Consider the following 22,817-nt stretch of genomic DNA (forward strand, 5'->3'; position numbering starts at 1 on the left):
ATTCGTCCTGAGCCCCCTGCTCAGGTCCGCCCCGTCAGCCCGCTCTCGCACAGGCTCGCGACCATCGCCGAGCACGGTCCCCGTCCCTCTGCAATAGGCTCGGTCACGTCGCTCGCCGGACGGATACGGGGCTTTGAGACGTATCAGGTCCGGCGCCCACCCCGTCCCCCGCCGATGCAAGGGATTGGGCGGGCGCCAGCCCTCAAAGCCAACTCAAGCCGTGGGGCGCTCGTCTGAATACAGGGAACCCGCCAGGACATCCATGCTCCGGATGGCCCCGCGAATCTCTTCCAGGAAGGGACGGCTCAGGTCTCCCTTCAGGCCGTCCGTGCAGAAGCTGGCGTAGATGTCATTGACCACCCGCTGGAGGTGGTTGGCCTTCTCCACGGGGTTGTCCATGGGCTTGAGGAACTCCGCCTCCAGCCGCGCGAAGGCCTGGCGGCCCTGCTCGTCCACGCCCCGCTCGTTCGCCAGCTTCCAGGCGATGTGCTGGAGGCGGTAGTCGGTGTGGAAGTGGTCCGCCAGGAAGCGCAGGTACCGGTTGCGGCGGAAGCGCATGGTCAGCGCCATGCTGGTGTCCATGTACTCGAAGTAGTGCCACATCAGGGCGGGCATGAAGAGCGTCTCGCCGGTGCGCACCACCGCCTGATAACCCCCCACGTAACGCACGAAGTTGTCGTTCTCCTCCTGGCTGAGTCCTTCCGGGCTGAGCGCGCTGTTGTTACGCATGGGCAGGATCTTCCGCGACGACGTGGGCGGCACCAGCACCACGCGTTTCTCCCCCCAGAGCTGGTACTGGAAGATGTTCTTGTAGTCCGCGTCGAAGTGCATGTGGGTGAAGTTGCCCGTGTTACCCAACCACAGCATCGACATGTACTCGTCGGGTTCCCCCGGGTCCGGCTGACAGTACTCGGGGATGGTGTATCCAGCCTCCACCTTCTGGATCATCGACCGGGGGACCTCCGCGCAGACCAGACGGCTGTCAGGGTCCTTTGCCACCATCTCCAGGTAGCCGTTCACCGTGCTCTGGTTCTTCCCGATGTCGGAGAAGGTGAAGTCCTTGGAGATGAGCATCGACAGCATGCGGGTGAAGTATTCCTCGTGGCCCTCCTGCACCACGACGGGCATGTCCCCCAGCTCCTTGCGGGCGATTTCCAGGCTGGACAGCCGGCTGATGGGCTGCCCCTCGAACAGGTTCGTGATGATGACGGGCTTCTGCTTCCGCACGTACTCGTCGAGGAAGACTTCGCGAGTAGGGGCCTTGATGCGCTCGATGTTCTCGTACATCCGCTCTCCTAGAGGGACCCGGTGTTGGGATTGCGACCCGCATGGTTGTCTTTGGGCTGAAAACAACCAGTTCTCAAGGAATTTACAGGCTTCAAGCATATCAATGCAAGATTTGACATACACGACTTGGCCGTGACACATGAATGGTGTTTTCCAAGCCATACATCGCCTGGAGCCCAACGACATGTCGCCGGCCAGCCTGATTGAACTCCTGCGCATTCGTGCCACGGAAGCGCCAGGACATCAGGGCTACACCTTCCTGGTGGATGGTGAATCAGAAGAAGCGGCGCTCACCTATGGAGAGTTCGACCGGCAGGCGCGTGCCATTGGCGCCTGGCTCCAGGCGAACGGGGCGCGGGGGGAGCGGGCGCTGTTGCTGTTCCCGCCGGGCAACGAATACCTGACGGCCTTCTTCGGGTGCCTGTACGCGGGCGTGGTGGCGGTGCCGGCGTATCCGCCGGACGTGACGCGCCTCAACCGCAGCCTGCCGCGCCTGGAGGCGATGGTGCGCGACGCGCGGGCGCGCTTCGTGCTCACCACGGAGATGATCCACGGCATGGCCGGGATGCTCTTCGAGCAGGCGCCGGAATTGGCGGGGCTCACCTGGGTGGCCACGGACGCGCTGGCGCCGGGGCTGGAGGACGGCTGGAAGGACCCGGGCGTCACGGGGGACGCGCTGGCGTTCCTCCAGTACACGTCCGGCTCCACGGGCAGCCCCAAGGGCGTGATGCTGACGCATCGCAACCTGCTGGCGAACCTGGCGCTCATCCACCGCGCGTTCGGCCACTCGCGCGACAGCCGGGGCGTCATCTGGCTGCCGCCGTACCACGACATGGGGCTCATCGGCGGGCTGCTCCAGCCGCTCTACGGCGGCTTCCCCGTCGTGCTGATGTCGCCCATCGCGTTCCTGCAGCGGCCCTTCCGCTGGCTCCAGGCGGTGTCGCGCTACGGGGCCACGACGAGCGGCGGGCCCAACTTCGCCTACGACCTGTGCGTCCGGAAGGTCAGCGCCGAGGAGCGCGCGACGCTGGACCTGAGCCGCTGGAAGGTGGCCTTCAACGGCGCGGAGCCCATCCGGCCGGAGACGCTGGAGCGCTTCCACGAAGCCTTCGCGCCGCAGGGCTTCCGCAAGGAGGCCTTCTACCCCTGCTACGGGCTGGCCGAGTCGACGCTCATCGTCACCGGGCACGCGCTGGGCACCGCGCCGGTGACGGACGGCGTGAACCTGGTGGGCTCCGGCCGGGTGCTGGAGGGGAACACGGTGCGGCTGGTGGACGCGCGCACCGCCCGCGAGTGCGCGCCCGGCGAGGAGGGCGAAATCTGGGTGGCGGGCGCCAGCGTGGGCCAGGGCTATTGGGAGCGGCCGGAGGAGAGCGCGCGCGTCTTCCACGCGCGGGTGGAGGGCGGGGGCTCGGATGACGCGCGCTACCTGCGCACCGGCGACCTGGGCGTGCTGCGCGGCGGCGAGCTGTTCGTCACCGGGCGCATCAAGGACCTCATCATCCTGCGCGGGCGCAACCTGTACCCGCAGGACGTGGAGTCCACCACGGTGCGCGTGCACCCCGCGCTGAGGCCGGGCTGCACCGCGGCGTTCTCCGTGGAGCTGGAGGGCGAGGAGCGGCTGGTCATCGTGCAGGAGGTGGACGCGCGCCACGCCGGCACGGACCTGGAGGCGCTGGCCCGGAGCATCCGCGAGGCCGTGGCGCTGGCGCACGACGCCCAGGCCCATGACGTGGTGCTCATCCAGGGCGGCTCCCTGCCGAAGACGTCCAGCGGCAAGGTGCAGCGGTACGCGTGCCGGCAGGCGTGGCTCGCCGGGGAGCTGGAGGTGCTGGGCCAGAGCACGCTCCAGGCCTCCGTTCCGCCCGTGCCCACGCTGCGTCCGGAGCAGCTGCTCGCGCTTCCGGAGCCGGAGCGCGCGGCGCTCTTGGAGGCGTCGCTGGTGGACGCGGTGGCGGCGAGGCTGCGCCTTCCGCGCGCGCACATCGACGCGGAGCGGACGCTCATCAGCCTGGGGCTGGACTCGCTGGCGACGGTGGAGCTCAAGAGCGACCTGGACGCGTGGCTGGGCACGGACACGTCCCTGGCGCGGCTGATGGACGCGGTGAGCCTCCGGGCCCTGGCGCTGGAGCTGGTGGGCACGCTGGGACAGCGGCAGCTCGCGCCCGCGGCGTCGGGGGACGCGCTGGGACGCCACCCGGTGTCCGAGGGACAGAAGGCGCTCTGGCTGGCGCAGCGCCTGGCGCCGGACAGCACCGCGAACCACCTGGCCTTCGCGGTGCGCTTCCACACGCCCGCGGACGTGCCGACGCTGCGCGAGGCGCTGGCGCGGCTGGTGGCGCGGCACCCGGCCCTGCGCACCACCTTCCACCTGGAGCACTCGGGTGAGCTCGTGCAGCAGGTGCACCCGGCCTCGCGCACCACGGGTGAGCTCGTGCAGCGGGCGGACGCGGCCCCGCGCACCACCCACGGTGGGCTGGTGCAGCGGGCGGATGCGGCCATTGGCGGGGGCCTGCTGGAGGACGCGACCTCGCTTCCGCTGGAGGACGCTCCGCTGCGGCGCGCACTGGCTGCGGACGCGTCACGCCCGTTCTCGCTGGAGCAGGGGCCGCTCTTGCGCGCCTCGCTGTACGCCCACGCTGGCGGCGGCCAGGTGCTGCTGCTCGCGGCGCACCACCTCATCCTGGACCTGTGGTCGCTGGCGCTGCTCGCGGAGGAGCTGCACGGGATCTACCCCGCGTTGATGGAGGGACGGGACTCCGCGTCTCCCGCCCCGGCCCTGCGGCCCTCGGACTTCGCCCGCTGGCAGCGCCCGTTCCTGGAGGGCCCCGAGGGCGAGCGGCTGTTCGCGTACTGGCGCCAACGGCTGGACGGCGTGCCGGACGTGCTGGAGCTGCCCACCGACCGCGCCCGTCCCGCGGTGCGCGCGTTCCGGGGCGCCGCGTGCACCTTCCGGCTGGACGCGGACCTGACCCGGCGGCTGCGCTCGCTGGCGCGTGAAGAGGGCACGACGCTGTTCTCGCTGCTGCTCGCCGCGTGGCAGGTGCTCCTCGCCCGGCACGCGGGACAGGAGCGCTTCGCGGTCGGCTCGCCCGCGGCGGGGCGCACGCGCGCGGGGCTGGAGGACGTCGTCGGCTACCACGTCAATCCCGTGGCGCTGGTGGCGGACCTGTCCGGGGACCCGTCCTTCCGCGCGCACCTGGGCCGGGTCCGGCGCACGGTGCTGGAGGCGCTGGAGCACCAGGAGTACCCCTTCTCCCTGCTCGTGGAACGGTTGCGGCGTCCGCGCGACGCGAGCCGGTCTCCGTTGTTCCAGGCGGTGTTCGCATGGGAGCAGCCGCACCGGCGCGAGGAGCTCACCCCGCTGGTGCTGGGCCTTCCTGGCGTGCGCGTGCGCTTCGCGGGGCTGGAGGCGGAGAGCGTGCCGGTGGAGCTGGGCACCGCGCAGTTCGACCTCGCGCTCCAGATGGCGGATGCGCCGAGCGGGTTGGACGGCGCGCTCCGCTACGACACGGACCTCTTCGACGCGGACACCGCCGGGCGCATGGTGGCGCGCTTCACGTGCCTGCTCGCGGGCATCGCGGCGGACGCGGACCAGCGCGTGTCGGCCCTACCGCTGCTGCCAGACTCGGAGCAGGAGCGCGTGCGCACGTTCAGCGCGGGGGCTCTGGCGCCCGCGTCCTTCACCCCCGTTCACCACGCCATCGCGTCCCACGCCGCGCTCGCGCCCGACACGCTGGCCATCGCATCGGACGGGCGACAGTGGACGTACGGAATGCTGGAGCGCCAGGCCCGCGTGCTCGCGCGAAGGCTGCGCCAGTTGGGCGTGGGGCCGGACGTGCGCGTCGGCGTGCTGATGCACCGCTCGCCCGAGCAGGTGCTGGCGCTGCTGGGCGTCCTCAAGGCGGGCGGCGCGTACGTGCCGCTGGATCCGGATGCACCGCGAGCGCGGTTGGAAGCACTGCTGGAGGACGTGGGCGCGGCGGTGGTGCTCACGACGCCGGAGCTGCGCTCACTTCTGCCCGCGTCCGCGCGGGTGCTGGACGACGTGACGGTCGCGGCCCACGACGTGCCGGACACCTCGCTGGACGTCACGCCCGACGAGGATCACCTCGCCTACGTCATCTATACGTCCGGCTCCACCGGGCGGCCCAAGGGCGTGCAGCTCACGCACGGCGGACTGGCCCACTTCGCGGGCTGGTACCAGCGGACCTTCGGGCTGTCGCCCTCGGCGCGCGCCACGCACCTGTCCACGCCGGTCTTCGACGCGTCCGTGCTGGAGGTGTGGCCCGCGCTCATCGCGGGCGCCAGCCTGCACCTGCCCGGCGATGACGTGCGCGCCATGCCGGAGCGGCTGGTCGCGTGGCTCGCCGCCGAGCGCATCACCCACACCTTCCTCACCACGGCCCTGGCGGAGGGCGTGCTCGGACAGGCGTGGCCCCAGTCGCTCGCGCTGCGCGAGCTGACCACCGGCGGTGACCGCCTGCACCGGCGGCCCTCCACGCGCACTCCCTTCCGCGTCACCAACCTCTACGGTCCCACCGAAGGCACCGTGGCCGCCACCTTCGCCCCGGTCGAGCCCGGGGACGTGGCGTCCGGCCTGCCCACCATCGGCCGGCCGCTGGACGGCGTGCGCGTGCACGTGCTCGACGCGGAGCTGCGGCCCCAGCCGCTGGGGGTCGCGGGCGAGCTGTGCATCGGCGGGCCGGGCGTGGCTCGGGGCTACCTGGACCGCCCCGACCTCACCGCCCGTGCCTTCGTGCCGGATCCCTTCAGCGCGGTCCCCGGCGCGCGCCTGTACCGGACCGGAGACCTCGCGCGCCTGTTGCCGGAGGGCGAGCTCCAGTTCCTGGGCCGTCTCGACCATCAGGTGAAGCTGCGCGGCTTCCGCATCGAACTGGGGGAGATTGAATCCGTCCTCCAGCGTCACCCGGACGTGCGGCAGTGCGTGGTCGCGGTGCGCGACGAGCCTCCCGCGGGCAAGCGCCTCGTCGCCTACGTCGTCTCCGCACTGGACACGGCGCTCGCCGGAGCCGCGCTGCGCGAGCACGTGCGCCGCGAGCTGCCGGAGGTGATGTGCCCCGCGGCCTTCGTGCTCCTGCCCGCGCTGCCGCTGACCCCCACGGGCAAGGTGGACCGTCAGGCCCTGCCCGCGCCCGAGCTGGAGCGCTCCACGTCCCCGGAGGACGCGGCGCCGCGCACCGCCACGGAGCAGTCGCTCGCGGGCCTCTGGGCGGAGCTGCTCGGCGGGGCCGTGGGCCTGCACGAGGACTGGTTCGCGATGGGCGGCCACTCGCTGCTGGCCGCGCGGCTGCTCGCTCGAGTGCGCGAGGTGTTCGGGGTGGAGCTGCCCCTGCGCACGCTGTTCGAGGCGCCCACGGTGGCCTCGCTCGCCGCGCGCATCGACGGGGGCGTGCGCGCTCCGGCGCGAGGACCCACGCTGACGCACCGGACGGACCGCGCGCCGGAAGCGCCGCTGTCCTACGCGCAGGAGCGGCTGTGGTTCCTGGACCAGTTGGAGCCCGGCGACGCGCGCTACCACCTGCCCGCGGCGGTGCGCCTCCTGGGTCCGCTGGATGTCGCGGCGCTGCGCCGAGGCCTGGATGAAGTGGTCCGCCGCCACGAGGCGCTGCGCACCACCTTCTCCCAGCACCAGGGCCGCGCCGTTCAGCGCGTCCATGCACACGTCCCCTTCGAACTGCCCGAAGTGGACCTGGGCAGCCTGTCCCCGGAGGCGCGCGACGCGGAGGCGCACCGGCTCGCGAAGCATGAGGCCCGCGCTCCGTTCCCGCTCGCCCAAGGCCCCCTGCTGCGCGGGCAGCTGCTGCGGCTGGGCCCTGACGAGCACGTGCTGCTGCTGACGCTCCACCACATCGTCGCGGATGGCGAGTCCATCGCCGTGCTGCTGCGGGAGCTGGGCGCGCTGTACGCGGCGTTCTCCACGGGCGTCCCTCCGGCGCTCGCTCCGCTGCCGCTCCAGTACATCGACTTCGCGCTATGGCAGCGGGAGTGGCTGGCGAACGGCGTGCTGGAGCGGCAGCTCGCGCACTGGAAGCAGCGGCTGGCGGGCGCCCCCGGAGTCCTGGAGCTGCCCACGGACCGGCCCCGGCCCGCGGTGCGGACACTCGCGGGCGGCCGTCACGCGGTCCATCTCCCGGCGGCGCTCGCCGGTGGACTCGCGGAGCTGGGCCGGCGCGAAGGCGCCACGCCGTTCATGACGCTGCTGGCGGCGTTCCAAACGCTGCTGCTGCGCTACACGGGCCAGGACGACCTCGTCGTGGGCTGCCCGCTGTCCAACCGCACGCGCGTGGAGACCGAAGGGCTCATCGGCTTCTTCGTCAACACGCTGCCCCTGCGCACGGACGCCTCTGGCAACCCCTCCTTCCGCCAGCTGCTGGGCCGGGTGCGCGAGTCCGTGCTCGCGGCGCACGAGCACCAGGACGTGCCCTTCGAGAAGCTGGTCGAAGCGCTCGCGGTGGAGCGCGACCTGGGCCGCACGCCGCTCTTCCAGGTCGCGTTCTCCTACCAGGACGCGCCCCTGCCCTCCCGCGCCCTCCAGGGGCTGCGCCTGACGCTCCTGGAGTCCGAATCCGCTCCGGCGAAGTTCGACCTGGACCTCGCGCTGGAGCGCGGCGAGGACGGCGGGCTGACCGCGCGCTTCGAATACGACGCGGACCTCTTCGACGCGGCCTCCATCGCGCGCCTCGCGGGGCACTTCCAGGAGCTGCTGTCCAGCATCGCGGCGGATCCCGATGGCCGCGTGGGCGACCTGTCCCTGATGACGGCGGAGGAGCGGCACACGCTGCTCCACGGGTGGAACCCGCCCCCGGTGACCCCGCCGTCCCACGTCCCCGTGCACGCGCGCTTCGAAGCCTGGGCACAGCGCACGCCGGACGCGCTCGCGGTGGCCTTCGCCGGTGACACGCTCACCTACGGTCAGCTCGAAGCCCGCGCGAACCGGCTGGCCTGGCACCTGCGCGGCCTGGGCGTGGGGCCTGACGTGCCCGTGGCGCTCTGCCTGGAGCGCTCGACCGCGTTCGTCGAAGCGGCGCTGGGCGTGCTCAAGGCGGGCGGCGCCTACGTTCCGTTGGACCCATCCGCGCCCCCGGAGCGGCTCCAGTCCATCCTGGAGGACGTCCGCGCGCCGGTGCTCCTGGCCTCGCGGAACACCGCCGCGCTGGCGCTTCCACCGGACTGCCGGTGTCTGCTCGCGGAGGACGGCTTCGGCGCCACCGGTGCGCCCGCGCACGCCCCGCCGGAGCTCACGGGTCCGCGCCACCTGGCGTACGTCATCTACACGTCGGGCTCCACCGGCCGCCCCAAGGGCGTGGAGCTGGAGCACGCGGGACTGGCCCACCTGGTGGACTGGCATCAGCGGACCTACGCGCTGACGCCGGAGGACCGCACGACCCAGGCCGCCGGGCCCGCGTTCGACGCCGCGGTGTGGGAGCTGTGGCCCACCCTCACTGCGGGCGCCAGCCTCCACATCGTGGAGGACGAGGTGCGCGGCGTGCCCTCGCGGCTCGTCGCGTGGCTCACCGATGAGCGCATCACCCGCTGCTTCCTGCCCACGCCGCTCGCGGAGGCGGTGCTCACGCAGCCGTGGCCCGCGAACGCGGCGCTGCGGACGCTGCTCACCGGCGGAGACCGGCTGCACCGGGGCGCGCCCGAAGGCACACCGTTCCAGTTGATCAACCACTACGGCCCCACGGAGTGCACGGTCGTCGCCACCAGCGGGCCCGTCTCCGCGGGCGCCGTGAACCCGCCCATCGGGCGCCCCATCGCGAACACCCAGGCCTACGTCCTGGACGCGCGCCAGCAGCCCGTCCCCGTGGGCGTCCCTGGCGAGCTGTGGTTGGGCGGCCTGGGGCTCGCGCGCGGCTACCTGAACCGTCCGGAGCTCACCGCGCACGCCTTCGTGCCGCACCCCTTCGACGCGCGCGACGGCGCCCGCATCTACCGCACCGGCGACCGGGTCCGCTTCCTGCCGGACGGGGCGCTCGAGTTCCTGGGCCGCACCGACGCTCAGGTGAAGCTGCGCGGCCTGCGCCTCGAACTGGGAGAGGTGGAGTCGCTCGCGCTGGAGCACCCCGCCGTGCGGCAGGCCATCGCGACGGTCCGCGAGGATGGGCCCGGCGGCAAGCGGCTGGTGCTCCACGCGGTGGTGGCGCCGGGACAGGCGTGCACGGAAGGCGACCTCAAGGCCCACCTGCGCCGCCGGCTGCCGGAGTCCCTGGTCCCGTCCGCCATCCTGTTCCTGGACGCGCTCCCGCTCACCCTCAACGGGAAGGTGGACCGTCGCGCGCTGCCCGCGCCGGATGCCACGCCCCGCGCGGACGGCGTGGCCCCCCGCGACGCCACGGAGCAGCGGCTGGCGGACATCTGGACGGAGCTGCTCGGGGCTCCCCGGGTGGGCGTCCACGACGACTTCTTCGAGCTGGGCGGCAACTCGCTGCTCGCCACCCAGGTCATCTCGCGCGTGCGCGAATCCTTCGGCGTGGACGTGCCCCTGCGCAGCGCCTTCGAGGCGCGCACCGTGGCCGCGCTCGCGCAGGTCGTCTCACGGCAGGCGGAAGTCCGGAAGCAGCCCCTCCTCACGGCGCGCGCGCCAGATGAGGCGCTGCCCCGGGTGGATGGGCTGTCCGAGGCGGAGCTGGACGCACTCATCGCTGAGCTCGAAAGCGGAGAAATCGAATCATGAGTGACGAGAAGCAGTCCTCCGCGTTGGAGGAGAAGCGCGCCCGCGCCCGGGCCCTCATCCAGCAGCGCGCGGCGAAGCCCCGGGCCTTGCCGCCCTCCTTCGCCCAGCAGCGGCTGTGGTTCCTGGACCGGCTGGAGCCGGGCAGCCACCACTACGGCATCCCCTTCGCCGTGCGCCTCAGCGGAACGCTGGAGAGAAGCGCCCTGGAGAAGAGCTTCCAGGAGATCGTCCAGCGCCACGAATCCCTGCGCACGACCTTCCAGGCCCGCGAGGGCGAGGCCGTGCAGGTCGTGGGGCCCGCGCCGGAGCTGCCGCTGCACGTGGTGGACCTGGGCGGGCTGGACGCGCAAGAGACCGCGCGCCGCGTGCGGGAGCTGACCGCCGAGGACGTGGCCGCGCCCTTCGACCTGGAGCGCGGTCCGTTGATCCGCTGGAAGCTGCTGCGCCTGTCGGACGCCGAGCACATCCTGCTGCTGTCGATGCACCACATCGTCTCCGACGGCTGGTCCATTGGCGTGTTCGTGCGCGAGCTGGCCGCGCTGTACGCGGCCTTCCTCCAGGGCGCGCCCTCGCCGCTCCCGCCGCTCACGGTGCAGTACTCCGACTTCGCCCGCTGGCAGCGCGACTGGCTCCAGGGCGACGTGCTGGAGGAGCAGCTCGCGTACTGGCGCGCGCACCTGGCGGACGCGCCCACCGCGCTGGGCCTGCCCACGGACCGGCCGCGTCCTCCGGCCCAGACCTTCCGCGGCACGCAGCTGCCCCTGGGCGTGTCCTCGGCCGTCACCGCCGCGCTGAACGTCCTGTCCCGCCAGGAGGGGGCCACGCTGTTCATGACCCTGCTGGCCGCGTGGCTGGTGCTGCTCCAGCGCTACACGCGCCAGGACGACCTCGTCGTCGGCACGCCCATCGCCAACCGCAACCGCGCGGAGACCGAGGGCCTCATCGGCTTCTTCGTCAACACGCTGCCCCTGCGCACGAACCTCTCCGGCGACCCGCGCTTCACGGACCTGATGGGCCGCGTGCGCGAGACGGCCCTGGGCGGCTTCGCCCACCAGGACGTCCCCTTCGAGAAGCTGGTGATGGACCTGCGCGTGAAGCGGGACCTGAGCCGCTCGCCGCTCTTCCAGACGATGTTCGTCCTCCAGAACGCGCCGCTCCAGCCGCTGGCGCTCCCGGGGCTCACGCTGACGAACCTGGACCTGGAGACGGACACCGCCAAGTTCGAGCTCACCCTCACGCTGGTCGAGACCTCGGGCGCGCTGACGGGCTGGCTCGAATACAACACGGACCTCTTCGACGCCTCCACCGCCCACCGGCTGGCGCGGGCCTACGAGCGCCTGCTGGAGGGCATCGCGGCGGATCCGGAGCGCCGCGTCTCCGCGCTGCCGCTGCTGGACGCGGCCGGCCGCCAGCAGGCGCTGGAGTCCTTCCACCCGCCCGCGGTGCCGCTGTCTCCGCGCGCCCTGCACGTCCTCTTCGAGGAGCAGGCACGGCGCACGCCGGAGGCCATCGCGGTGGAGTGCGAGGACGACCTCCTCACGTACGCGGAGCTGGAGCGCCGGGCCAACCGGCTCGCGCACCTGCTGCTCGCATCCGGCCTGGAGCCCGAGGAGCGCGTGGCGTTGTGCCTGCCCCGCTCGACGGAGGTGCTGGTGGCGATGCTCGCGGTCATGAAGGCCGGCGGCGCCTTCGTGCCAATGGACGCCGGAGCCCCCACGCAGCGGCTGGCCCTGATGGTCGCGGAGTGCCGCGCCCGCTATGTGCTCGCGCCCGCCTCGCTCGCGGTCAAGCTGCCGGTGCCGCCGGAGGCGCGCCTGGAGCCCGGCGCGTGGCGACAGGAAGGCCTGCTGGAGACGCCTCCCGCGCGGACCGTCCACCTGGAGCAACTGGCCTACGTGGTGCACACCTCCGGCTCCACCGGCGTGCCCAAGGGCGTGATGATCTCCCACGCGGGCATCGCCAACCGGATGCTCTGGGAACAGCACGCGCTGCCCATCGGGCCGGAGGACCGAGTCCTCCAGGTGGCCTCGTTCGGCTTCGACGCCTCCATCTGGGAGTTCTTCCGCGCGCTGCTCGCGGGGGCCCGCGCGGTGATGGTGCGCGACGGCGCGCACCAGGACAGCCGCTACATCGCGGACCTCATGGCCCGGCGCGGCGTCACGCAGATGAACGTGGTGCCGTCGCTGCTGCGCGTGGTGCTGGAGGAGCCCCGCATGGCGGACTGCCGCGCGCTGCGCACGGTGGTCTGCGGAGGCGAGGCGCTGACGACGGACCTGGTGGACCGGCTGGCGGAGCACTCCTCCGCGACGCTCTTCAACTTCTACGGCCAGACGGAGGTGTCCATCGACGCCACGTGGTTCACCTGCGCGCCCGGCATGGCGCGCAAGGCGGTGCCGCTGGGCCAGCCGCTGGGCAACATGAAGATGCACGTGCTGGACATGCGCGGACAGCCCGTTCCCCCGGGCGCGCCCGGCGAGGTGTACCTGGGCGGACCGGGCCTGGCGCGGGGCTACTTCCTGCGGCCGGACCTGAGCGCGGAGCGCTTCGTGCCGGACCCCTTCGGCCCTCCGGGCTCGCGCCTGTTCCGCACCGGCGACCTGGCCCGCCAGCTGCCGGACGGCGAGCTGGAGTTCCTGGGGCGCGGCGACCACCAGGTGAAGATCCGCGGCGTCCGCGTGGAGCTGGGCGAGATTGAAGCGGCGCTCCGTCAGCACCCCGCCATCCAGGACGTGGTGGTGCTCGCGCGCGAGCAGGCCGTGGAACCCGAGCCCCCCGCGCTGGACCCGCGCCTGCTCCCGCTGGAGCCGCCTCCGCGCGGCCCGTCCCCTCATCCCCTGCCCTGACCCTCACCCCCCGCGGAGAAGACACGCCATGCAACGCACCAACCTCCAACTGGCCTCGCAGCACCCGTCGCTGGTCCCGCAGTCCCAGTCGCTTCCGGTGGTCTCCTCGCACACCGAATGGGATCCGCTCGAGGAGGTCATCGTCGGCGTCGCGGACGGCGCCACGGTGCCCTCGTGGCACGTGACCCTCAAGTCGACCATGCCCCGCAAGCACTGGGGCTTCTTCCAGGAGCACGGCGGCAAGCCCTTCCCCCAGGACATGGTGGACGCGGCCAACCGCGACCTGGACGAGTTCGCTCACATCCTGGAGGCCGAGGGCATCCGCGTCCGCCGCCCCGAGCGCGTCTCGCACACGAAGCCCTTCTCCACGCCGGACTGGCAGTCGCCGGGCGGCCTCTACACGGCCATGCCCCGGGACCTGCTGCTCGTCGTGGGCGACCAGCTCATCGAGACGCCCATGCCGTGGCGCTCCCGCTATTTCGAAGTACATCCCTACCGGAAGCTATTGAAAGAGTACTTCCAGGCGGGCGCGCGGTGGACCTCCGCGCCCAAGCCGCAGCTGACGGACGAGTCGTTCGACGACTCCTGGGAGGTGCCGGGTGACGACGAGCCCATGCGCTACGCCCTCACGGAGTTCGAGCCGCTCTTCGACGCGGCGGACTTCGTGCGCTGCGGCCGGGACCTCTTCTACATCCGCAGCCACGTGACGAACGCGTTCGGCGTGGAGTGGCTGCGGCGGCACCTGGGCAGCGAGTACCGCATCCACGAGCTGAAGTGCCGGGACACCAAGCCCATGCACATCGACACGACGTTCATGCCGCTGGCGCCCGGCAAGCTTCTGGTGAACCCGGAGCGCGTGGACGAGCTGCCGCGGATGTTCAAGTCGTGGGACATCCTCCGCGCGCCGCCGCCCTGCGCCTCGGACGACCTCATCCTCTACTTCAGCGGCAAGTGGCTGAGCATGAACATCCTCATGCTCGATGAGCAGCGCCTCGTCGTGGACAAGAACGAGCACACGCTGATCCGCGCGTTCAAGGACTGGGGCTTCAAGCCCATCACCTGCAACTTCACGAACTTCTACCGGCTGGGAGGCTCGTTCCACTGCGCCACGCTCGACGTGCGCCGCCGTGGCGTCCTCCAGTCCTACTTCTGAGCCAAGGCTGCGCCTGCGCGCATGCGCGCTGCATCCCCCTTTCCGCCGACAACCCTCCCGAGGACCGCTCCAACATGTCGTCCACGCACCGCCGGCTCTCCGAATCCCCTTCCGAACAGCGTGAACCGCCGGCCCGAAACCTGGCGCGGGAGGACGCCCCCGCCGCGTCCTCCCGGGAGCTGGTGGCCTACGTCGTCCCGCGCCAGGGCCAGACGGCGCCCACCGTCGAGGAGCTGCGCGGCTTCCTCAAGGAGCGACTCCCGGAGTCGCTCATCCCCCAGGCGTGGATGCTGCTGGAGTCCCTGCCCCTCACCATCAACGGAAAGGTGGACCTGCGCGCGCTGCCCGCGCCCCTGCGCCCCCAGGCGGCGCAGGCCTTCCTGCCACCCCAGGGCGCGACGGAGGAGCTCATCGCCGGCACCTGGGCCAGCCTGCTGCGCGTGCCCCGCGTGGGACGGCACGACAACTTCTTCGAGCTGGGCGGCCACTCGCTCCTGGCCACCCAGGTGATGTCCCGCCTCAACTCCGCGCTGGGCACCGAGCTGCCGCTGCGCATCCTCTTCGAGTCGGCCACGGTGGCGGGGCTCGCCACCCGCGTGGACAGCGCGCGCGCCGAGGCTTCGGGGGACGCCCTGCCGCCGCTGGTCCCCGCGCCACGGGATGCGCCCCTGCCGCTGTCCTTCGCCCAGCAGCGGCTGTGGTTCCTCGACCAGCTGGAGCCCGGCCTCACCGCCTACAACGTCGCGGGCGCGGTGCGGCTGTTGGGTCCGCTGGACGTCCAGGCCATGGCGAAGAGCCTCCAGGCACTCGTGCAGCGCCATGAAACGCTGCGCACCACCTTCGCGCTGGTGGACGGACAGCCCGTGCAGCGGGTGCACCCCACGGTGGAGGTGCCGGTGCACGTGGAGGCCCTGTCCGGCGCCAGTGAGGACGCCGTGCGCCAGCGCGTGGAGGAGGAGGCGCGCAGGCCCTTCGACCTGGCCACGGGTCCGCTCTTGCGCGCGCGCCTGCTGGACCTGGGCGGCATGGAGCACGTGCTGCTCGTCACGATGCACCACATCATCTCCGACGGCTGGTCCATCAGCGTCTTCGTGCGCGAGCTGGCCGCCTTCTACGGCGCCTTCACCTCCGGTCAGGCCGCCCCGCTCGCGCCCCTGGCCGTGCAGTACGGGGACTTCTCCGTGTGGCAGCGCCAGTGGATGCGCGGCGAGCGGCTGGACGCGCAGCTGTCGTACTGGAAGCAGCAGCTGTCCGGAGCGCCGCCCTCGCTGGAGCTGCCCACGGACCGGCCCCGCCCGGCCGCGCAGCGCTACCGGGGCGCGCGCCACGCCTGGAAGCTGGGAAGGGCGCTGACGGACGCGCTCCAGCAGCTGTCGCGCCGCCAGGACGTGACCCTCTTCATGACGCTGCTGGCGGGCTTCAACGCGCTGTTGGGCCGCTACGCGCGCACGGACGACGTCGTCATCGGCAGCGCCATCGCCAACCGCGGCCACGTGGAGACCGAAGGGCTCATCGGCTTCTTCGTCAACACGTTGGCGCTGCGCACGGACCTCTCCGGCGACCCGCGCTTCGTGGAGCTGCTGGGCCGCGTGCGCCAGACGACGCTGGGCGCCTACGCCCACCAGGACGTCCCCTTCGAGAAGCTGGTGGAGGCGCTGCAACTGCCGCGCGACCTGAGCCGCCCGCCCCTCTTCCAGGTCATGTTCGCGCTGCAGAACATGCCTCCGCCTCGCCTGGAGCTGGACGGCCTGACGCTGACGCCGGTCGACGTGGAGACCGGCTCCGCGCAGTTCGACCTGACCCTGAGCCTCACCGAGGACAAGGACGGCCTGGTCGCCTGGTTCGAATACAACACCGACCTCTTCGACGCGGCCACCGTCCAGCGGCTCGCGGGCCACTACCAGACGCTGCTGGAGGGCGCCGCGCGAGACCCGCGCCAGCGCCTCTCCCGGCTGCCGCTGCTCACCCCCGCGGAACACCAGCGCCAGCTGCTGGACTGGAACCGCACGGACGTGCCCTGGCGGCGCGACGAGTGCTTCCACGAGGTGTTCGAGGCCCAGGTGGACCGCACGCCGGACGCGCTCGCCGCCGTGTGTGAAGGCCGCTCCCTCACGTACCGGGAGCTGGACGCGCGGGCCAACCGGCTGGCGCACCACCTGCTGGCCGCGGGCGTGTCCACGGACCGCATCGTCGCGCTCTTCCTGGACCGGGAGCTGGAGTTCCTCGTCGCCATGCTCGCTGTGTGGAAGGCGGGCGGGGCGTACGTGCCCATCGACCCGGCCCTGCCCCGGCACCGGCTGCAATCCGTCGTGGAGCAGAGCCGGTGCGTGATGCTGCTCACGGAGGAGCGCCACCTCGCGGACGCCCGGGACATCGCCTCCGGCCGCCCCGTCACGCGGGTGACGGAGCTGCTGGAACAGGACGCGCCCTGGACTCGCCCGGACGTGCACGTGCCGCCGGAGAGCCTCGCCTACGTCATCTTCACGTCGGGCTCCACCGGCCTGCCCAAGGGCGTGATGATCGAACACGTCGGCATGCTCAACCACCTGCGGGCGAAGCAGCACACGCTGGGCATCACCGACCGGGACGTGGTGGCGGAGATCGCCACGCCCAGCTTCGACGTGTCGGTGTGGCAGTTCGTCTGCGCGCTGCTCGTGGGCGCGCGCACGGCCATCTTCAAGGACGAGTCCGCGTGGGAGCCCGTCCAGCTGCTGGCCAGGATGCGGGACGAACGGGTCACCGTCCTGGAGACGGTGCCCACGCACATGCGCATCATGCTGGAGGAGCTGGAGGCCAACCCCGGCCGCTACGACCTCTCCGCCATGCGCTGGTTCATCGTGAACGGTGAGCCGCTGCTGCCAGAGCTGTGCGCGCGCTGGTTCAAGCACTGGCCGGGCGTGCCCATGGTGAACGCCTACGGCGCCACGGAGGTCTCCGACGACAGCGCGCACTACCCCCTGGTGTCCGCGCCCTCCATGCACTGGGCCAGCCTGCCCATCAACGGCACGCTGCCCAACCTCCAGGCGTACATCCTGGACACCGCCCTCCAGCCGGTGCCCATCGGCGTCGCGGGGGAGATGTACATCGGCGGCGTCGGCGTGGGGCGCGGCTACCTGGGGGACCCCTTCAAGACGGCCCGCTCCTTCGTGCCGGATCCATTCGCCACGGAGCCCGGCCAGCGGCTGTACCGCACCGGCGACCTGGTGCGCTTCCTGGAGGACGGCAGTATTGAAGTGCTGGGCCGCATCGACCATCAGGTGAAGATCCGCGGCTTCCGCATCGAGATTGGCGAAGTGGAGGCCGCGCTCGCCCAGCACCCGGGCCTGCGGGACTCGGTCGTCATCGCGCGCGGGGACATGGGCCACGCGAAGCGGCTGGTGGCCTACGCCGTCCTCAAGGAGGCGGAGGCCGTCACCCCGGCCGCGCTCGCGGAGTACCTGTCCAGCCGGCTGGCGGACTACATGGTGCCGTCCGCCTTCGTGCTGATGGACGCGCTGCCGCTCCTGACCAACGGCAAGGTGGACCGCAACGCGCTCCCCGCGCCGGGCGAGGGTGACCTCGGGTCGCTCACCGCCTACGTGGCGCCCCGCACGCCGCTGGAGCAGCGGGTCGCGGACGTCTGGGCGGACCTGCTGGGCCTGCCCCGCGTGGGCGCGGAGGACAACTTCTTCGCGCTCGGCGGGCACTCGCTGGTGGCCATCCAGTCCAACGCGAAGCTGCGCGCCCTCACCGGCGTGGAGCTGTCCGTGCGCGACCTCTTCGAGGGCCAGACGGTGGCGCGCATCGCGCAGCGCATCGAGGCGCTCCAAAGCGGCCCCGCTGACGGTGCCGCGCCGGCGGTGGTGCTGCCGCCCCTGCGCAGGCTGGAGCCCCGCGCGCACTACCCGCTGGCCACGTACCAGTTCCCCGAGTGGTACATGCACGAGCTGGAGCCGGACAGCCCGTTCTACAACGTGTGCATCGGCGACCTGGTGCTCACCGGCGACCTGGACCTGGACGCCTTCACGCGCGCCTGGCAGGCGCTGGTGGACCGCCACGACATCTTCCGGCTGCACTTCGGCTACGTGGACGGCCAGCCCATGCAGCGCGTCCGTCCGCACGTGGCCGTCACCCGCGAGTCGCTGTACCTGGACCGGCGCGACGTGCCGGACGCGGACTTCCACGCGGAGGTGCAGCGACTGGCGCGGCGGCACAGCGGGATGTCGCTCGACTTCGAGAACGGCCCGATGTTCCACGTGAAGCTCGCGCACTTCTCCGGCGGCCGCTTCCTGGTCCTCTTCCTCGTCCACCACATCATCTGGGACGAGACCTCCACCATGAACCTGGCGCGGGAGCTGAGCGAGCTCTACAACGCCTTCCGCGCGGCGCGCGCCCCGCGCCTGCCGGAGCTGCGGCTGGGCTACGTGGACTACGCCGCGTGGATCCACGACGCCGTGGCCTCTGGCGGCCTGGAGCCCCAGCGCCGCTACTGGCTCCAGAAGTTCGCCACGCTCCCACCGCCCCTGGAGTTGCCGCTCGACTTCCCGCGCCCCGCCTTCCAGACGTTCAACGGCGCGGAGGTCCACCGCGTCATCCCGAAGGAACGGAGCGCCTCCATTGACGCCTTCGCCCGCCGGCACCACACCACGCTCAACATCGTCTTCCTCTCCGCGCTGCACGCGCAGCTGCACCGGCTGAGTGGACAGCGGGACTTCGTGGTGGGCACGCCCATCGCCAACCGCGACGACGAGCGCGTGGCGCCGCTCCTGGGGCTCTTCGCCACCGCGCTGCCCATGCGCTGCACCGTGCGGCCGGGCATGACCTTCCAGCAGCTGTTGGAGGACACGCGCCAGACGGCGGCGGAGGCGTATGACCACCACGTCTACCCCAGCGTGCTGGCCATCCAGGAGCTGAACCCGGACACGGACCTGTCCCGCAACCGCCTCTTCTCCGTGATGTACGGGTTGCAGAACAACAAGCTGCGGCTCGCCGACGAGGTCCGCTTCGAAGGGCTCCAGCTGGAGTTCCTGCGCGGCATCGAGGTCGCCGAGAGCGAGACGTCCAAGTTCGACCTCACGTACATCGTGGACCACGTCGCCAGCGGCGTCATCGTCCGGCTCAACTACAACACCGACCTGTTCAAGGCCGCGACCGCGGAGCGGATGCTGGAGCAGTACCTCTCGCTCGTCGAACAGCTGGTGGCGGACCCCACCCGCGCGCTCGCGGACTACCGGATGCTGTCCACGACGTCGGAGCAGCGGCTGCTGCACGCGTTCAACGACACGGCCCTGCCCTTCGACGCGGACACCGGCGTGCACCGCCTGGTGGAAGCGCAGGTGGAGCGCACGCCGGACGCGGTGGCGCTCTCGTGGGAAGGCGGACACCTCACGTACCGGCAGCTGGACCGCGAGGCCAACCGCTGGGCCCACCACCTGCTGGCGCACGGCGTGGGCCCGGAGGACCGGGTCGGCGTGCGCCTGGAGCCGTCACCGGAGCTGGTGCTCGCGCTGCTGGCCGTGCTCAAGGCGGGCGCCGCGTACGTGCCCGTCAGCCCGGAGCATCCCGAGGAGCGCCAGGCCCAGGTGCTGGACGCCGCCGGAGCCCGGCTGCTCATCACCGCGGGGCCGCTGGCCCAGAGCCTCCAGCGCCTGGGGCTGACGGTGCTCTCCATGGACGCGGAGCGCGCCGCCGTGGCGGCCCGGCCCTCCACCTCCCCGGCGGGCTCGCTGGGTGGCCGGGCCCTGGCCTACGTGCTGTTCACGTCGGGCACCACGGGCGTGCCGAAGGGCATCGAAATCGAGCACCGGGGCATCGCCAACGTCGTCGCCTCCACCCAGCGGGACTACGCGCTGGACGCGAGCGACGCGGTGCTGCTGCTCACCTCGTTCACGTTCGACCCGTTCGTGCTGGACCTCTACTGGCCGCTGACGGTGGGCGCGCGGGTGGTGATTCCTCCCCAGGCCGCGGCCCGCTCGCCCCAGCACCTGGCGGAGGTCGTGCGCCGCGAAGCCATCACCCTGTTCCAGTGCGTGCCCCTGATGCTGGGGGAGCTGGTGGACGCGCGGCGTGCAGGGCGCATCCCGGAGCTGCCGTCGCTGCGGCGGGTCCTCTCCGGAGGCGCGTACCTGCCGCGCGAGCTGCGCGACGCGTTCCTCGCGACGTTCCCCACCCGCCTGGCGAACCACTACGGCCCCACGGAGGTCACCGTGGATGCCAGCCGCTTCGACTGCGCGCGGCCGGTGGAGGGCGACATCGTTCCGCTGGGCCGGCCCATCGCCAACACGCGCCTCTACCTGTTGGATGAAGCGCTGCGCCCCGTGCCCTTCGGCGTCACCGGCGAGCTGTACGTGAGCACGCCGGGGCTCGCGCGCGGCTACCTGGGCGACCCGGCGCGCACCGCTCGTGCCTTCCTGCCGGACCCCTTCCACCCGGAGCCGGGCGCGCGGATGTACCGCACCGGGGACCTGGGCCGGTACACCGAGGCGGGCGACGTCGAGTTCATCGGCCGCGTGGACAAGCAGGTGAAGGTCCGCGGCAACCGCGTGGAGCTGGAGGAGATTGAGTCCCGGCTCGCCGCGCACCCGGCGGTGGCAGGCTGCATCGTGCGGCACGCGCGCAAGCCCGGCGGCGGCGACGGCCTGGTGGCCACCGTGGAGCTGCACGAGGCCGCGAGCACGCTCCAGGGCGAGGGCCTGCGCTACCGCATGTTCACGCTCGCCCAGCGCCCGGAGCTGAAGCGGGCCATGGACGACCTGCACGTGGGCGCGTGGCCGGACTTCTTCGCGGGGGACACCGTCCTGCGCGAGTTCTGGCCGCGGCTCGCGGAGGAGTTCGCCGCGCACCAGTTCGCGCTCGTCGACGAGGACGACGCGGTGGTGGCCGCCGGCAACGCGCTGCCCATCCGTTGGGACGGCACGCGCGAGGGCCTGCCCGCGGGCTGGGACGCGGGGCTGCGGCAGGGCTTCGAGGACGCGGCGCGCGGCGTGCCCGCCGACACGCTGATGATCCTCACCGGCGTGGTGGCCGAGGACGCCCTGGGCCGGGGGCTCGCCACGCTCATCCTGCGGGGCTTCAAAGCCCTGGGGCGCGCGCACGGACTGGGCCGGGTGGTCGTCCCGGTGCGGCCCACCGGCAAGGCGTCGCGTCCCGACCTGTCCTTCGAACAGTGGTGCCACGCGCGCCGCGAGGACGGACAGCTCCAGGACCCATGGCTGCGCATCCACGAGCGCGTGGGCGGCCGGATGCTCCACGTGGAGTCGCGCTCGCAGTACATCCGCGCGGACCTGGCTTCGTGGGAACAGTGGAGCGGCCAGCGGCTCGCCGCGTCCGGCGAGTACGCGCTCCCGGGCACCATGCAGCCGGTGACGGTGGACGTGGAGCGGGGCTTCGCCGAGTACCACGACCCGAGCGTGTGGATGGAGCACCCGCACACGGAAGGCGAGCCCTCCGCCTGGCGGCTCCTGGACGGCGCACGGCTCCAGGACTTCCTGGCGAAGACGCTGCCGGACTACATGCTGCCGGAGCGCTACCAGTTCGTCTCGCGCCTGCGCCGCAATCTCAGCGGCAAGGTGGATGAGCGCGCCCTGCCCCCGGCCTTTGGTGACGAAGGGCCCGCCGCACCGCCGGTCGCACCCCAGACGCCGCTCCAGGAGCGGCTGGCGGAGCTCTGGAAGGACGTGCTGGGCCTGCCCAACGTGGGCATCCACGCGGACTTCTTCGAATTGGGAGGGCACTCCATGCGCGCCCTCCAGCTGCTGGCGCGCATGACCGATCAGTTCGGCGTGACGCTGGGCCTGCGGCAACTGCTCAAGCACCGCACCATCCACCGCCTGGAGAAGCTCGTCGGCGAGGCCCTGGCCACGCGGGCCACGATCCCGGACGCGGCCGTATCTCACGAAGCATCCGTTACAGCAGTGCCCGTGTTGGAAGCGGCCCCTGCGCTCTCCCCCGAGGGCCGGGGTGACGCCGTGGGCCACCACGGGGAGCTGCTCCAGGGCGTGTTCCGCGACGCGGACGGGAGCTTGCACCGGGGCCTGCTGTCGCTGCCCTGCGGCATGCTTCGTTCGGACGCGCGCTTCCAGCTCACGTCTGGCGCGGGGCTCACCGTGGAGCCCGCGTGGAAGACCAAGGCGGCCCGGGCCGCGGCGCTCACCCTGGAATGGGCGGGCGTGGAGCCACGCGGCGCGCACCTGGTGGTGCACAGCAACATCCCCGTGGGCTGGGGGCTGGGTTCCTCCACGAGCGACGTGGTGGCCACCATCCGCGCCGTATCCGCGGCGCTGGACCGGCCGCTGACGCCGGAGGACACCGCACGGCTGGCGGTGAAGGCGGAGACGGCATCGGACTCCACCATCTTCGGCAACAGCGCGCTGATCTTCGGGCATCGCGAGGGCGTGGTGCTCCACCGCTTCAGCGGCGAGGTGCTCGACCTGCGGGTGGTGAGCATCAACCTGGACCCCGGCGGCAAGGGCGTGGACACCCTGGCCCACGCGCCCGCCCGCTACGACAGCGAGGAGATAGAGCAGTTCCAGCGCCTGCGTGCATCGCTGGAGCGGGCGCTCGCGACAGGGGACTACCGGCTGCTGGGTGAGGTAGCCACGGCCAGCGCGCGCATCAACCAGCGCTTCCTGCCCAAGCCCCACTTCGACCTGCTGCTGGAGGTGATGGAGTCCTCCGGCGCGGTGGGCCTCCAGGTGGCGCACAGCGGAACGGTGGCGGGGCTGCTCTTCGACCCGCGCACGTCCGACGTGGAGGCGCGACTGTCGAAGTGCCAGGCGCTCCTCGCGGAGCGGGGCTTCCCCGGCACGTGGCGCTTCTCCAGCCACGACCGGAGCCGGCCCGCCTCCGCCTGACG

Annotated in this window: 5 protein-coding genes; 4 read left to right on the forward strand and 1 reads right to left on the reverse strand. The window is 72.1% G+C overall.

Translation table 11 applies throughout. The features are described from left to right. Positions 1 to 213: 213 nt before the first annotated feature. A complete protein-coding gene (locus D7X99_RS17855; protein ID WP_158627024.1) occupies positions 214 to 1,287 on the reverse strand; it encodes a cupin-like domain-containing protein in 1,074 nt (357 codons plus the stop codon). Positions 1,288 to 1,471: 184 nt separating this feature from the next. On the opposite strand from D7X99_RS17855, the gene D7X99_RS17860 reads away from it, so the two are divergent. From D7X99_RS17860 to D7X99_RS17875, 4 genes are all read left to right on the forward strand, one after another. Then, positions 1,472 to 9,988 carry a non-ribosomal peptide synthetase gene (locus D7X99_RS17860; RefSeq protein WP_158627025.1) on the forward strand — a complete coding sequence of 2,839 codons (8,517 nt, stop codon included), beginning with the start codon at positions 1,472 to 1,474 and terminating at the stop codon, positions 9,986 to 9,988. Then, positions 9,985 to 12,831 (forward strand): amino acid adenylation domain-containing protein, encoded by a 2,847-nt coding sequence (locus D7X99_RS17865; protein ID WP_121778826.1) that lies wholly within the window; start codon positions 9,985 to 9,987, stop codon positions 12,829 to 12,831. Before D7X99_RS17860 ends, D7X99_RS17865 begins: the two co-directional genes overlap by 4 nt. Before the next feature lie 28 nt (positions 12,832 to 12,859). Then, positions 12,860 to 13,984, forward strand: coding sequence for an amidinotransferase (locus D7X99_RS17870; RefSeq protein WP_171805204.1), 1,125 nt, complete (start codon positions 12,860 to 12,862; stop codon positions 13,982 to 13,984). A gap of 74 nt (positions 13,985 to 14,058) precedes the next feature. Continuing rightward, on the forward strand, positions 14,059 to 22,815 hold the full coding sequence (locus tag D7X99_RS17875; RefSeq protein WP_121778827.1) for a non-ribosomal peptide synthetase: 8,757 nt from the start codon (positions 14,059 to 14,061) through the stop codon (positions 22,813 to 22,815). The last annotated feature ends 2 nt before the right edge of the window (positions 22,816 to 22,817 follow it).

This window comes from Corallococcus sp. AB032C, assembly GCF_003668935.1.
Lineage (GTDB): Bacteria > Myxococcota > Myxococcia > Myxococcales > Myxococcaceae > Corallococcus > Corallococcus exiguus.